Source organism: Delftia sp. BGA-UO-ETr-SB1 (genome assembly GCF_059567865.1).
Genome location: NZ_JCAQOW010000004.1, coordinates 1227510 through 1240398, shown reverse-complemented (window position 1 = coordinate 1240398; position 12889 = coordinate 1227510). Strand labels below are relative to the sequence as shown.

Sequence of the window (12889 nt, the reverse complement as noted above, 5' to 3'; positions counted from 1 at the left end):
GAAAGCCGCGCCGGCCCCTTCGCTGTCACGACAGCCTGGAGCCAGCGCGCAGGCTGCCGTCCGTCAGGAGCGGTTGGCGCCCATGGCGCAGCCGTCCTTTCGATGGTCGGATGCGCCGTGCAGTACGCCGTTGTCCCAATCCACCCGAATGGCCTGGGCGCCGCCGATGGCAGGATAGCCGGGCGCCACCAACTGGTAGCCCTGCTGCTCCAACGCCAGCGCGACATGCTGCGGCAAGGTGTTTTCGACCTCCACCTTGTCGGTGCCGGGAATGGGGAACAGCCGTGGCAGATCGCTGGCGGCCTGGATATCGCAGCCGTAGTCGATCACCTTGGACAGAAAGTGCGCATGGCCCATGGCCTGGTAGTGGCCGCCCATCACGCCGAACACCAGCTCCACGCGGCCATCCTTCGTGGTCATGCCGGGGATGATGGTGTGCAGGGGCCGCTTGCCGGGCCCGATGCAATTGGGGTGGCCCTCAGCCAGTTCAAAGCTCTGGCCCCGGTTGTGCAGCAGCACGCCTGATTTGGGCGCCATCAGGCCGGAGCCGAAGGGGTGGAAGATCGAGTTGATGAAGCTGGCGCAGTTGCGATCCTTGTCCACCACCGAGATGTAGACCGTGTCCTTGTGCTCCGCTGCCGCATTGGTCGCCTGGGTCTTGAAATGCTCCGGGAACTCGCCGTTGCGCAGCTGGGCGGCCAGCTCCTGCGACAGCAGATAGTCGATGTCCACATCGGCAAAGCGCGGATCGGCCAGCAGCGCATCCCGCACGCGGTAGGCCATGCGCGTGGCATCGATCTCGGCCTTCAGCCGCTCTGCCGAGAGAGGGTCCGCACCCGGCTCCAGTCCCTGCAGAATGTTCAGCAGCAGCAGGGCAATGATGCCCTGCCCCGGTGGGGGGCACTCGTGCACCACATGGTCTCGGAACCTGCTCTTGACCGGCTGCACGAACTCGCCACGATAGGTGGAGAAGTCCTCAAGCGTGTGCACGCCACCGAGGCCGCGCAGATAGGAGACGATGTCTTGCGCGACCTCCCCCTCGTAGAAGCCGGCGCGGCCCTGCTCGGCGATTTTGCGCAAGGTGGCGCCCAACTGCGGCTGGCGGTGAACCGATCCGATGGCCGGTGCCCGGCCATCGACCAGCATGATGTCGCGCGCAGTGGTCGCGGCCAGCAGTTGCGTGTGCATGGCCCAGTCGGTGCCGGCACGCGGCGCCACGGCATAGCCCTGCTCGGCGAAGCGGATGGCATCTTCCAGAAGGCGGCCCATGGGCAGCCGGCCGAACCGGTCCGTCAGGGCGACCCAGGCGTCCACGGCGCCAGGCACCGTGACCACGTAGGGCGACTGGCGGCGCAATTGCTTTTCCTCGCCCGAGGCAAGAACGGCCTTCAGGGAGGTGGCCTGGGGTGCCCAGCCGGCGCCGTTGTAGGCCGTGATCTGGTCGGAGCCCTTCTCGCTGTACAGCGCAAAGCAGTCTCCTCCAATGCCGGTGGAGCCAGGCTCCACCACGCACTGGACCGCACAGGCCGCGACGGCGGCATCCATGGCGGTGCCGCCGGCCTCCAGGATGCGAACAGCGGCCTGGGTGGCGGCCGGGTGCGAGGTTGCCGCCATGCCGTGCGTGGACATGACGACGGAACGGCCAGGATTCTGGAAATTACGCATAACGGTTCTTCTTCCTTGTGTTGCTGGGACTTGGATTTCGGGCAATGAATGGGGGGCCGGGGCTGCCAACGCTGCTTGCAGCGAACCGCCATCGACGCAGGGCGCGATGGCAGCCTCGAGATTACCGTATCCTGATATCTTTGTATCCAATTTTTCCAAAGATACCCAAGCAACCACCATGCCTGGATTGGCCGTACACAATGCACCATCAGGGTGCGCCCTGGACCCTGACAGCCAAACCTAGAATGACGACCGGGCTCCGCCCACCCCAGAACCATCACCATGCCGCCACTTGCCACCCCCTCGCCCGATGCGGCACAGACCAGTGCCCACGAAGAGGCCTACCAACACCTCTCTCATGGCATCCGCATGGGGCTGCTGAAGCCGGGCGACAGGCTGGTGGCCGATGACATTGCCAACTCCATCGGCATGAGCCGCATGCCGGTCCGCGAGGCCTTGCGCCGGCTGACTGCGGAAGGCCTGTTGGTCATGCCGCCGAACCGGGGCGCGATCGTGCGGGAGCTTTCCGAGAGCGAGGTCATCGAGGTTTTCGAGATGCGTGCCGTGCTCGAAGGCCTGGCCGCAGCCATGGCCGCCAGGCGCTGCACCCAGGCGGACGTGGACGACCTGCAGGACCTGCTCTCGAAAATGAAGCGTTGCGAGAGTGACCAGTCGGAATGGATCACGGTGCACCGGCGCTTTCACGAGCGCTTTTGCCGCATCAGCGCAGCCCCGCGCCTGTGCGAGCAGATCTCGGCCCTGCATTCGGTGGTCGAGCCGCTGATGCGGATCTGGCTGGAAAACAACGAACCCTCGCCTAGGTTGCAGGAGCACCACCAGCAACTGGTGGCCAGCCTGCAGGCCGGTGACCCGGATCGCATGGAGCGCGAAGTGCGCGCGCATGTGCGTGGAACGGTAGACAGCATCACGCAGGCCATGCGCAGACATCGGCCGCCCCAAGGCAAATCGCGCGCCAAGGCCTGACCTTGGCCTGGGCGATACGCCCTAGCCTCTCCTGTCCTTGAGGCGCGTCATGGAGCGGCGCGCCGCGGACAGGCTGCCGCGCCGGCCCAGCGAAAGCCCCGCGCCGGCATCCGGCAAGGCACCGCCAGCGGCCAACCGCTGCTGCGCCTCCAGCAGGCTGCGCAGGTCCGCCGCACGCTCCTGCGCCAGGGCGGCCGCATTCTGGGCGGTCTGCAGCTGGGAGTGCAGGCTCAGCTGCTCCTCCTCACTCTTTTCATAGCGGCCTTGCAGCTCTGCAAGGCGGGTCGCTGCCTTGCGCTCCTGCTCGGTGGCTGTCTTGCGCGCAGCCGCCAGTTCCTGGCGTGCACGGTCCACTTCGTTGAGCATGTGGCGCTCATTGCCCGCGTATTGCTCGGCCATGCGCTGGCGCTCCAGCGCGGCGGACTGCATTTCCTCGCCATGCTTTTGCTGCAGCGCCTCGCGCTGGCGGGCCGCTTCGGCCAGCGCATCGCGCATTTCCTCCAGGCGCTCGTCGCGGTCCTGCAGCTGCTGCTGCATTTCATCCAGCCGGCGCGACAAGTCCTGCGACTGGGCCTGGGCCACTTGCAGGGCCTGGTCCATGGCCTCTTTCTGCGCCTGCATGGACGCCTCGCGCCGTGCCATTTGCTCTTGCTGCTCCTGCAGCTCGGCCTGCGTGGCCTGCGCCGCTTCCTCGCGCGATTGCAGCGCGGCGCGGGCGGCCTCCATGGCGGCTTCCTGGGCAGCGTCCCAAAGCTGCTGCGCCAAGCGCTGAACGGGATCGGGCACGGACGAGGGCAGCAGCTCGCCCTGCCCTGCCGCCACGCCCAGGCGCTGGCCCAGGGTGGCAAACCAGGTCTCCAGCATCGGGCTGACGGTATTTGGCGAGCCTCGGCCGATTTGCTGGCGCACGCGCTCGATGGTCGGCCGCAGGCCCTGGGCGATCAAGGCGTCTGCCGCGGCCCAGACATCGGCTTCCTGCACGCCGCGGGTGGATGTTTTCTGCATATCGTGAACTATTTTCCAGATTACCAACGATAAGTGATTGTTATCGTGAGTTATTTTAATAATACGTAATACATCATATGTGTCATGTATTAAATATTACATATGAAATTTTCATACAGTATGGATACGCACATTACACGGCTTTGCTCAGGCAAAAAGCCGCTGCAGCCTCTGGAAAGCCTGGAAACTGAACTTTGCATGGCCTGCATTGGCCCTGCACGGCCGCAGGCTCCGTGGCGGGCGGTCCTGCTGCGTCGGGCGACAATCCACGGATGCGCAACGGCCCCTTTTCGCTGATTCCCCAAGACCAGCCTCCGGAAGAAACAAAGCAAGGCAGCACCCTGCCCTCTGCGGGGCTGGAGCCTGCCGCCCAGCAGGCTGTTCGCGAGTTGCTGCGCGAGGGCGAATCCACCAACACCAGAAACAGCTACCAGAGTGCGATGCGTTACTGGGCCGCCTGGCATGCGCTGCGTTTTGAGCGGCAGATGCAGCTGCCGCTGGATGTGGCCTGTGTGCTGCAGTTCATCATTGACCACGCCCAGCGGCAGACGGGCGCGGGCCTGGCCAGTGAAATGCCGGCGCACATGGACCGCGCCCTGGTCGAGGCCGGATACAAGGCCCGCGAAGGCCCCCTGTCGCACAACACGCTGGTGCACCGCATGGCGGTGCTGTCCAAGGCCCATCAAGTACACGGTTTGGCCAACCCCTGCCAGGACGGCGCGGTGCGCGAGCTGATGTCGCGCACGCGCAAGGCCTATGCGCGGCGCGGCGAGCAGCCCGCCAAAAAGGATGCGCTGACGCGCGACTTGCTGGAGCAATTGCTGCAGACCTGCGATGACAGCCTGCGCGGCCGCCGTGACCGCGCCCTGCTGCTGTTCGCCTGGTCCAGCGGCGGGCGCCGCCGCTCGGAGGTGGCCGGGGCCGACATGCGCCACCTGCGCGCCGTGGGGCCGCAGGAATTCATCTACACGCTGGCGCACTCCAAGACCAACCAGTCCGGGCGGGATGTGCCCGAGAACCACAAGCCCGTGACCGGGCGCGCGGCCCAGGCGCTGGCCGATTGGCTGCGTGCCGCAGCCATACAGGAAGGGCCGATCTTCCGGCGCATCCGCAAAGGCGGCCATGTGGGCGAGCCCCTGTCGCCAGCGGCCGTGCGCGACATCGTGAAGCAGCGCTGTGCGCTGGCGGGCGTGGAGGGGGATTTCTCGGCGCATTCCCTGCGCTCGGGCTTTGTGACCGAGGCCGGGCGCCAGAACGTGCCCCTGCCCGACACCATGGCGCTGACGGGGCACAGCAGCGTCAATACGGTGCTGGGCTATTTCCGTGCGGATTCCGCGTTGAGCAACCGTGCGGCCCGGCTGCTCGATGCCGGCGACGACGATGCGGCCGCCGCCGCGCAAGGCAGCGGCGGACCGCAGCCCTGAGCTCGGAGCTCAAACTCTCAAAAAGCTCACTCCTGTACCGAGGTCCGCGTGCCGCTCAAGCCCAGCTTGCGCAGCAGCGTGGTGTCGGCTTCCACATCGGGGTTGCCGGTGACCAGCAGCTTGTCCCCGTAGAAGATGGAATTGGCGCCGGCCATGAAGCACAGGGCCTGCACGGCGTCGCCCAGCTGCTGCCGGCCTGCCGACAGGCGCACGCGCGCCGTGGGCATGGTGATGCGCGCCACCGCGATCACGCGCACGAAGTCCAGCGGATCGACAGGCTCGCTGTCCGCCAGCGGCGTGCCGGGAACGCGCACCAGGCTGTTGATGGGCACGGATTCGGGATGGGGGTTGAGATTGGCCAGCTGGGCGATCAGGCCCGCGCGGTGCACAGGCGCCTCGCCCATGCCGATGATGCCGCCGCAGCACACGCTGATGCCTGCGCCGCGCACGGCCTTGAGCGTGTCCAGGCGGTCCTGGTACTGGCGCGTGCTGACCACGTCCTGGTAGTACTCGGGCGCGGTGTCCAGGTTGTGGTTGTAGTAGTCCAGGCCCGCTTCGCGCAGCGACTGCGCCTGGTGTGGCTGGAGCATGCCCAGCGTGGCGCATGTCTGCATGCCCAGACCCTTCACGGCGCCGATCAGCTCGTTCATCTTCTCGATGTCGCGGTCCTTGGGCGCGCGCCAGGCCGCGCCCATGCAAAAGCGCGTGGCGCCCGCGTCCTTGGCGGCCTGGGCGGCCCGCGTGACTTCGTCCACGCTCATGAGCTTTTCCGCCTTGACGCCGGTATCGAACTCTGCCGCCTGCGGGCAGTAGCCGCAGTTCTCCGGGCATCCGCCCGTCTTGACCGATAGCAGCGTGGCCAGCTCGATGTCGCCCGCAGGCCAGTGCTCGCGGTGCACGCTCTGGGCCTGGAACATCAGTTCCATGAACGGCTTGTCCAGCAGTTCCTGGATGGCCTGCACGCTCCAGGCGCCTTCAAACGGCAGCGTGTCGCTTTTGGAGGGGCGTGCGTGCCATTGCAATGGGCTGCCGGCCGCAGGCTGTGCGGAGGTGGCGGAAGTCGTCGGGGTGGTGCTGCAGGCGGTCATCAAAAACTCCTCTGTGGGTCTGCTTTTTTCATTCTGATGAGCAAAAAAAGCCTTGGGAATGAAAAAGCCGGCTCCTTGGCAAAAATAGTTGCCCCATTTTCATGGCCCGCAAAAAGAGCGAACTTCGCTCATTTTTGAGCGATGTTCGCTGCGTTTTGGCAGAAGTTTTTCTGCATGCATGCTTCATGCTGCAAGCACGCAGCCATTGGCGGCCAACATCGCTCAATTGTCCGATGCAGGCCGAAAAAGATGTGCAAGCGGGCGCAGGCCTTGATTCCCAATACCTGCCAGATGCCTCTCCAAAACGACCACAATGGGTGCCCGCCGTCGTCGCCACGGCGGTTTTCATTGCCACGGCCCGTGCTTCCACCCGCTTTCCACCACTTTCCCCCGATTCGCTCCGATGTCCCTGCGCTCCCTGGAATTTCCCACCGATCACGGCCAACCGCTGCTGCTGTCGCGCGAGCAGCAAGCCATCCTGGCGCATGAGGGACGTTCGGCCATCGTGGCGGCGCTGGCAGGCGTGGGCAAGACGACCACGCTGGCCTGCAAGGTGGTTCAGGCCTGCCGCAGCGGCCAGGCCCAGCGCATCCTGGTGCTGGCCTATTCGCGCTCCGGCGTGGCGGCCTTTCACCACCGGCTCAAGCAACTGGTGCGCGAAGTGCCGCCCCAGGTACAGATCACCACGGTGGAGCGCTGGGCGGCCCAGCAGATCCGCCGCCGCGACCCTGCGGCCCGCTTTCTGGCCGACCGCGTGGCACTGCAGGCCCGTGTGCGCGAGGCACATGCCGCGCGGTGCGAGCGGCTGGCCTGGCAGCCCGACCCTTTGTTCGATCAGCCCGGCGATCTGGATCTGGACGCCTTCTGGGACTTCAACCTCAGCGCCAAGAAGTCGTTGCTGCCCCAGCGCCTGGCCGAGGAAGGCATGGGACTGGCGAGTTTCTGCGAGGAGTATTTGCTCGACTACCGCATGGCCGGCCTGTTCTTCGAGTACGAGCGCCGCCGCATCGACCACTGCGGCGACCCGCTGTACTACGCCGAAGGCGACTGCAGCCATGCACTGGCCAGCGACGCCCTGCAGGGCCAGGCGCTGGACCTGCCGCGCTACGACCTGGTGGTGTTCGACGAGATGCATGACCTGGACCCGGCCTCGCTGCAACTGCTGCGCGCCCTGGTCGGAACCAGCGGCTGCGCCTTTCTGGGCGCAGGCGACTTCAACCAGCACATCGAGGCACAGGCCTGGTCCGTGTTCCGCGACAAGCTCCACCAGCTCGATGACTTCCTGCCCCAGGCCACGGCCACGCTGGCGCTGACCCAGTCGCGGCGCTTTGGCCCGCAGATCGCCAAGGCGGTCAATGCGCTGTTCAACGTTGGCCTGACTGCGGCGCCCACGCGCTTCAGCACCGTGCAGCAGCTGCAGCACGCCGATGACAGCCAGTGCATTGACCAGCTGCTGCAGATCCAGGCCGGTCTGGCCCGCGGCACGCCAACGGCGGCGCCGGGTGAGCCCCCGTCGCCCGGCGCGCGCAATCCCTCGCTGACCGTGATCCTGCGCCATGAGCAGGATGCCTGCGCGCTGGAATGGGCCATCCACCGCGCCGGCAAGTCCGCCAGCTTCTACGGCTTCAAGCGCTTTTACCTGCAGCGCGAGATTGCCCTGCTGCTGGGCCTTTGCTACGCACATGGCATGCAGGCGCTGTCATGGAAAGCCGAGGTCAGCGTGCTGGGCAGCGAGATCCTGGCGGCCTTTGTGGAAGGTGCGCTTTTCTACGGCAAGGGCAGCGTGGATGGCGCCGACATGGCCGATCCGTCAAGCCGCCATACGCTGGCCCAGCGCATGGCGGGCGAGATGCTGCACAACCCGCAGATCATCTGGCGATTCCTGGGCAACCAGTCCAGCCTGCAGGGCGGGCAACGCAACTTCCAGGCCTTTGGCAGCTTTTTGCAGCTGCCCTTGGCGCTTCAGTCAGACGCACGCAGCCTGCTGGAGCAGGCCGATGTCTGGGGCCTTTTTGCGGGCGTGGCCCTGTCGCAGGCCCAGACTGAGGCCTTGCGTCAGCGCGTGAAGGCCTTCATGGATTCGGTGGCGGGCATGGCCGTGCCCGACATGCTGGCCCAGGTGGCCGCCATGGCCACGCGCTTTGAACGAACCGTGCGGGCCGAGCGCGGCTTCGATTTTCATCTGAGCACCATCGAGGAAGCCAAGGGCAAGGAATACGAGCATGTCGCCCTGCCCTTCATGGAGCCTGGCCGCTTTCCGGCCTCGGCCCCGCACGCGCTGGCCTTTCTGGAGCGCAACCGCCTGTACGTGGCCATGACGCGCGCCCGAAAAAGGCTGTGGCTGCTGGAGCATGCCGAGCGGCGCGTCCAGCCTTTCGCCTGAAGGCATCTCAGCCCAGGGCGGCGATCACCTCGGCCGGCGCCTGCACCAGCTCGATCAGCACGCCCTCGCCAGCGATCGGAAACTCGTCATTGCTCTTGGGGTGCAGAAAGCAGATGTCGTAGCCGGCCGCGCCCTTGCGGATGCCGCCGGGCGCAAAGCGCACGCCCTGCGCCGTCAGCCACTGCACGGCCAGCGGCAGGTCGTCGATCCACAGGCCGATATGGTTCAGCGGCGTGGTGTGGACGGCGGGCTTCTTGTCGATGTCCAGCGGCTGCATGATGTCCACCTCGACCTTGTGCGCGCCCTGGCCCATGGCCAGGATGTCTTCGTCCACGTTCTCGCGCTCGCTCTGGAATGTGCCGGTCTGGGTCAGGCCCAGCATGTCCACCCACAGGCGCTTCATGCGCTGCTTGTCGGTGCCGCCGATGGCCACCTGCTGTATGCCCAGAACCCGGAAAGGACGCTGTTCGCTTGCCACTGTCTCACTCCTGTTGATTTATGAAGAATCACATTGTGGAGCCAATCCGCAAGGCCGCAGCCCATCGCACAGCGGCTCAGAACTCCCCCAGCACCCAGCCGCTGATCACCGCAAAGTACTCGCGCAGCCAGGCGTTGGCGCGGATCGTCACGGGCGTGGGCGCTCCCACGGTGAAAGCCTGGCCGTAGCCGCTGCGCTCGGCTATCCAGCCGGCGCGCAGGGTGTGGAAGTCGCTGGTGACGATGGCGATTGCCGCCTGCGGCTCCACCCCGCGCGCCTGCAGCAGGGGCAGGCTCCAGGCCAGGTTCAGCGCCGTGCTGGTGCTGCGCTCCTCCATCAGCAGGCGCTCGGGCGGCAGGCCGTGGCGCTGCTGCAGATAGCGCGCCATGATGGCGCCTTCGCTCTCGCTTTCCCCAAAGTCCACCCCGCCGCTGGTGAGTACCAGCGCCTTGGGCTGGCGGGCGGCCAGCTCGGCAGCGCGGTCCAGCCGCTGGGCCAGCGTGAGCGACGGCTGGCCGTCACGCGTGGCACTGCCCAGCACCACGATGGCCTGCACCGGCTGGTCCGGTGGCAACCCGGACGAGGCGGACAGCAGGTGCGCCCAGAACACCAGCAGGCTGACCAGCCACATCGCCAACGACGCCCAGCCCAGCCACCAGGCGCGCCGCAGCCAGGCACTGGCGCGCAGCCTGCGCGCAATGGCCGGGCGCCAGAAGCTGCAGGCCATGAACAGCAGGCCCAGCACCGCTGGCAGCGTCACGCCCAGATTGAACATGCCGCGCGCCATCAGCACCACGGCATCGCCCAGCAGTACGGCGCCAGTGATCAGGCCCAGCCACTGCAAGGGCCCCAGCCGCCGTAAGCCCGAGACGGCGTTGCGTCCAGGCACTGGCCCGGGCGCGGGAGAGAGCTTGTGCAACAAGCGCCCTCAGTTCCAGCGTTGGTTCGGGCCGCCGGCGCAGGACCACACGATCACGGGCTGGCCCGGCCGGGCATTGCCGCCTTCGATGTCCAGGCACTTGTTGGCAAAGCGGCTGCGGATCTGGCCACGGCTCCAGTCCCATTTCTGGTTGGGCTGGTTGCGGCATTGCCAGGCAATCACCCGCGCACCATTGCGGGTGTTGCCATCGGCCACGTCCAGGCACAGGTCGCCCACGCGCATCTCGCCATCACGCGTCAACGTGAAACGCTGATTCTCACCGCCGCTGCAGTGGTAGACGATGAGCCCATTGCCTGGGCGAAGCCCCCCGGATATATCCAGGCACAGGCCGTTCTGGCCCCGCACCTCCCGTCCACCCCACGAGGGATAGCCGGGCTGCTGGCCCGGATAGCGGTCATCGTTCCATTGCTCGTCGCGGTCACGTTCGCGGTCCTTGTCGCGCTTGTTCGCCAAAATGGCGGCGCCGGCAATGGCTGCCACGGCGGCACCGGCGATCCATGCGCCCGTGTTGTCGCTCCCGCCTTCCTGGCCCTGCGCGCCCTGGGGCAGGCCGCTCAGGATGCGGAAACGCCCGCCGCAGCCGCCCTTGACCCACATCTCCCGGCGGCCCAGGTCATAGCCCCAGTTCTGGTTGTAGCTGCAGTTGCCAGCCAAGGTCTCAACGAGTTGCACCTGCTGCGCATCGTCGGGCAGGCTGTAGGTCTGGTAGCGGCCATTGGACATGAGTTGCACCGTCTCTTCGCCTGCATGCGCAGGCAGAACCGGCAGGATGAAGCTGCTGGCCAGCAGGACGGAAATGCATTTCTTGATTTGCATGGGATTTCTCGGGCTGCGTTGATCTGAGGGGCGGCTACGCGCAGCAACCAGCCTTTTCTTTCAGGCCAAGAATGCAGCCACCGCCTCTTTCCAGGCTGTGGAGTTTAGCCAAGCAATTTGTAGGATTGCGCCAGATTCTGGCAAGGCTGGCTCAAATCATTGCCTGTTGAATCCCGCCACCCCCGCCCGAAACTCCCCACTCCCATAAACCGCCGACACCAGATCCTCATCATCCAGCCGCTGCTCCACGACGATGCGCCTCAGGCTTTCCTTGACCGCTGACTGGGTGGTTGCCGACAAGGCCATGAGCTGCTCGGCCAGCGCCTGTGCCTGGGCTTGCAATTGATCTGCCGGCACCACCGCATGCACGAACCCGCAGGCCTCGGCCTGCCCGGCTGACAGGTAGTCCGCCAGCAGCAGCATGCGCTTGACGCGTGGCACGCCCAGGCTGGCCACCAGGCGCGCGATGTTGCGTGACGACAGCGTGTTGGACAGCGTCTTGGCAATCGGCGCACCGAAGCGCGAGCTGGTGCTGCAGATGCGAAAGTCGCAGGCCGTGGCCAGGGCCAGGCCGCCGCCGACGGCCCAGCCATCGATGACGGCGATGGTGGGCACGGCGATGCGCTCCACGGCGTCGATCACGCGCTCCACGAAGGCTTCGTAGGCAATGCCTTGCTGGCCGTCATGGAAGTCCTTGAAGTAGGCGATGTCCGTGCCCGAGATGAAGGATTTGCCGCCCGCACCGCGCAGCATCACGCAGCGGATGGCCGGGTCGGCCTGGCAGCGTTCCAAGGCCGTGAGCAATGCCTCGTACATGGGCAGTGTCATGGCGTTGTGGCGTTCGGGGCGGTCGATGAGGATCTCGGCCGCTCCCCCGGCGTGAACGGTCAGCGCCACGGATTCATGCAGGGCCGTGCTCATGCGGCGGCCTTCAGTGCCTGGAGCTCGGCCATGATTTCTGCGTTGTGCTCGCCCAGCAGCGGCGGATGGCGGCGCACCTGCTGGGGCGTGCCGAGCATCTTGACGGGAAAGCCGATGTTCTTGACCTTGCCTTCGATGGGATGGTCGATCTCCATGCACATGCCGCGGTGCTGGCCGTGTTCGCCCTCGAAGGCCTGCGGATAGGTGAGCAGCGGGCCTGCGGGAATACCTGCCTCCAGCATGCGGTCCACCCAGTCGGCGCTGTCGTGATGGGCAAACTCCGCTTCCAGTGCCTCTATCAATGCCTCACGGTGCTTGAGGCGCAGCGCCACGGTGGCGTAGTCGGCATGCTCGACCAGATCCGGGCGTTCGATCAGCGCGCACAGCCTGGCCCAGAGTTTCTGATTGGTGGCGCCCATGACGAAGTAGCCATCGCGCGCCTTCACGGCCTGGTAGGGGGCGCTCATCTTGTTGCTGGTGCCCAGCGGCGCGGGCGGCACGCCGGTGCCCCAGTATTCGGACATGTCCCAGATCGAGAAAGCCATGGCCGAGTCGAACAGCGAGGCGTCTATGTGCTGGCCCTGCCCTGTCTTCTGCGCGCCGATGTAGGCGGCCAGCAGTCCGTAGGTGGCGAACAGTGCGCAACCGATGTCGGCCACGGGCACGCCGGCCTTGACGGGTTTCTCTCCCTTGTAGCCGGTGACACTCATCACGCCCGACATGGCCTGGGCCATGAGGTCGAACCCCGGCCGCTGGGCCCAGGGCCCGCTCTGGCCGAAGCCCGAGATGCTGACATAGACGATGCGCGGATTGATGCGGCGAATGCTTTCATAGTCGATCTTCAGGCGCTGGACCACGCCTGGCCGGTAGTTCTCGACGATGACATCGGCTGTCGTGGCCAGCTGGTAGAAGGCCTCACGCCCCTCCTCGCTCTTGAGGTCCAGCGTCAGCGACCGCTTGTTGCGGTTCATGTTCAGAAAGCCCATGCTGTCCGGGCCCTTCATCTTGAAGCCCATGGCGCCGCGCGTCTGGTCGCCGGTGCCCGGAGGCTCGACCTTGATGACATCGGCGCCCAGGTCAGCCAGCAGCATGCAGGCAAATGGGCCGGCCATGACCTGGCTGACGTCGAGCACGCGGATGCCTTGCAGGGGCAGTTGAAGCGGGTTGGATTGGGGATTGCTCATG

The 12889-nt window shown here is 66.1% G+C and carries 11 protein-coding genes; 3 read left to right on the top strand and 8 right to left on the bottom strand.

The window, feature by feature from the left end; translation table 11 throughout:
* Positions 1 to 63: 63 nt before the first annotated feature.
* On the bottom strand, positions 64 to 1665 hold the full coding sequence (locus AC57B5_RS06105; RefSeq protein ID WP_496398999.1) for a gamma-glutamyltransferase family protein: 1602 nt from the start codon (positions 1663 to 1665) through the stop codon (positions 64 to 66).
* A gap of 282 nt (positions 1666 to 1947) precedes the next feature.
* On the opposite strand from AC57B5_RS06105, the gene AC57B5_RS06100 reads away from it, so the two are divergent.
* Positions 1948 to 2649, top strand: coding sequence for a GntR family transcriptional regulator (locus AC57B5_RS06100; RefSeq protein ID WP_099733628.1), 702 nt, complete (start codon positions 1948 to 1950; stop codon positions 2647 to 2649).
* A 21-nt stretch (positions 2650 to 2670) separates the two neighbouring features.
* On the opposite strand, the gene AC57B5_RS06095 is transcribed toward AC57B5_RS06100, so the two are convergent.
* The gene (locus tag AC57B5_RS06095; protein ID WP_013802420.1) at positions 2671 to 3654 is read right to left on the bottom strand and encodes a DNA-binding protein; all 984 of its coding nucleotides are present in this window, start codon (positions 3652 to 3654) and stop codon (positions 2671 to 2673) included.
* Between the two features lie 272 nt (positions 3655 to 3926).
* On the opposite strand from AC57B5_RS06095, the gene AC57B5_RS06090 reads away from it, so the two are divergent.
* Positions 3927 to 5078 carry a site-specific integrase gene (locus AC57B5_RS06090; protein WP_496399437.1) on the top strand — a complete coding sequence of 384 codons (1152 nt, stop codon included), beginning with the start codon at positions 3927 to 3929 and terminating at the stop codon, positions 5076 to 5078.
* 26 nt (positions 5079 to 5104) lie between these two features.
* Here the strand turns inward: AC57B5_RS06090 and bioB are convergent, their stop codons facing one another.
* Positions 5105 to 6166, bottom strand: coding sequence for a biotin synthase BioB (gene bioB, locus AC57B5_RS06085; RefSeq protein WP_392407188.1), 1062 nt, complete (start codon positions 6164 to 6166; stop codon positions 5105 to 5107).
* A gap of 403 nt (positions 6167 to 6569) precedes the next feature.
* On the opposite strand from bioB, the gene AC57B5_RS06080 reads away from it, so the two are divergent.
* Positions 6570 to 8549 carry a UvrD-helicase domain-containing protein gene (locus tag AC57B5_RS06080; RefSeq protein WP_496398998.1) on the top strand — a complete coding sequence of 660 codons (1980 nt, stop codon included), beginning with the start codon at positions 6570 to 6572 and terminating at the stop codon, positions 8547 to 8549.
* A gap of 7 nt (positions 8550 to 8556) precedes the next feature.
* Here AC57B5_RS06080 and AC57B5_RS06075 read toward each other — a convergent pair whose 3' ends face one another.
* From AC57B5_RS06075 to AC57B5_RS06055, 5 genes are all read right to left on the bottom strand, one after another.
* Positions 8557 to 9027, bottom strand: a complete 471-nt coding sequence (locus AC57B5_RS06075) for a VOC family protein (protein WP_034393560.1) — start codon at positions 9025 to 9027, stop codon at positions 8557 to 8559.
* 76 nt (positions 9028 to 9103) lie between these two features.
* Positions 9104 to 9946: a YdcF family protein gene (locus tag AC57B5_RS06070; RefSeq protein WP_496399436.1), complete on the bottom strand. Its 843-nt coding sequence runs from the start codon at positions 9944 to 9946 to the stop codon at positions 9104 to 9106.
* A 9-nt stretch (positions 9947 to 9955) separates the two neighbouring features.
* A complete protein-coding gene (locus AC57B5_RS06065; RefSeq protein ID WP_239971351.1) occupies positions 9956 to 10783 on the bottom strand; it encodes a lectin in 828 nt (275 codons plus the stop codon).
* A gap of 156 nt (positions 10784 to 10939) precedes the next feature.
* Positions 10940 to 11704 carry an enoyl-CoA hydratase gene (locus tag AC57B5_RS06060; protein ID WP_496398997.1) on the bottom strand — a complete coding sequence of 255 codons (765 nt, stop codon included), beginning with the start codon at positions 11702 to 11704 and terminating at the stop codon, positions 10940 to 10942.
* A complete protein-coding gene (locus tag AC57B5_RS06055; protein ID WP_496398996.1) occupies positions 11701 to 12888 on the bottom strand; it encodes a CaiB/BaiF CoA transferase family protein in 1188 nt (395 codons plus the stop codon). Before AC57B5_RS06055 ends, AC57B5_RS06060 begins: the two co-directional genes overlap by 4 nt.
* Position 12889: the final 1 nt, after the last annotated feature.

What these genes read in the sequence shown, in the direction of transcription:
- AC57B5_RS06105 (WP_496398999.1), bottom strand. Translation starts at nt 1,665, where the DNA reads ATGCGTAATTTCCAGAATCCTGGCCGTTCCGTCGTCATGTCCACGCAC.
- AC57B5_RS06100 (WP_099733628.1), top strand. Translation starts at nt 1,948, where the DNA reads ATGCCGCCACTTGCCACCCCCTCGCCCGATGCGGCACAGACCAGTGCC.
- AC57B5_RS06095 (WP_013802420.1), bottom strand. Translation starts at nt 3,654, where the DNA reads ATGCAGAAAACATCCACCCGCGGCGTGCAGGAAGCCGATGTCTGGGCC.
- AC57B5_RS06090 (WP_496399437.1), top strand. Translation starts at nt 3,927, where the DNA reads ATGCGCAACGGCCCCTTTTCGCTGATTCCCCAAGACCAGCCTCCGGAA.
- bioB (WP_392407188.1), bottom strand. Translation starts at nt 6,166, where the DNA reads ATGACCGCCTGCAGCACCACCCCGACGACTTCCGCCACCTCCGCACAG.
- AC57B5_RS06080 (WP_496398998.1), top strand. Translation starts at nt 6,570, where the DNA reads ATGTCCCTGCGCTCCCTGGAATTTCCCACCGATCACGGCCAACCGCTG.
- AC57B5_RS06065 (WP_239971351.1), bottom strand. Translation starts at nt 10,783, where the DNA reads ATGCAAATCAAGAAATGCATTTCCGTCCTGCTGGCCAGCAGCTTCATC.
- AC57B5_RS06060 (WP_496398997.1), bottom strand. Translation starts at nt 11,704, where the DNA reads ATGAGCACGGCCCTGCATGAATCCGTGGCGCTGACCGTTCACGCCGGG.
- AC57B5_RS06055 (WP_496398996.1), bottom strand. Translation starts at nt 12,888, where the DNA reads ATGAGCAATCCCCAATCCAACCCGCTTCAACTGCCCCTGCAAGGCATC.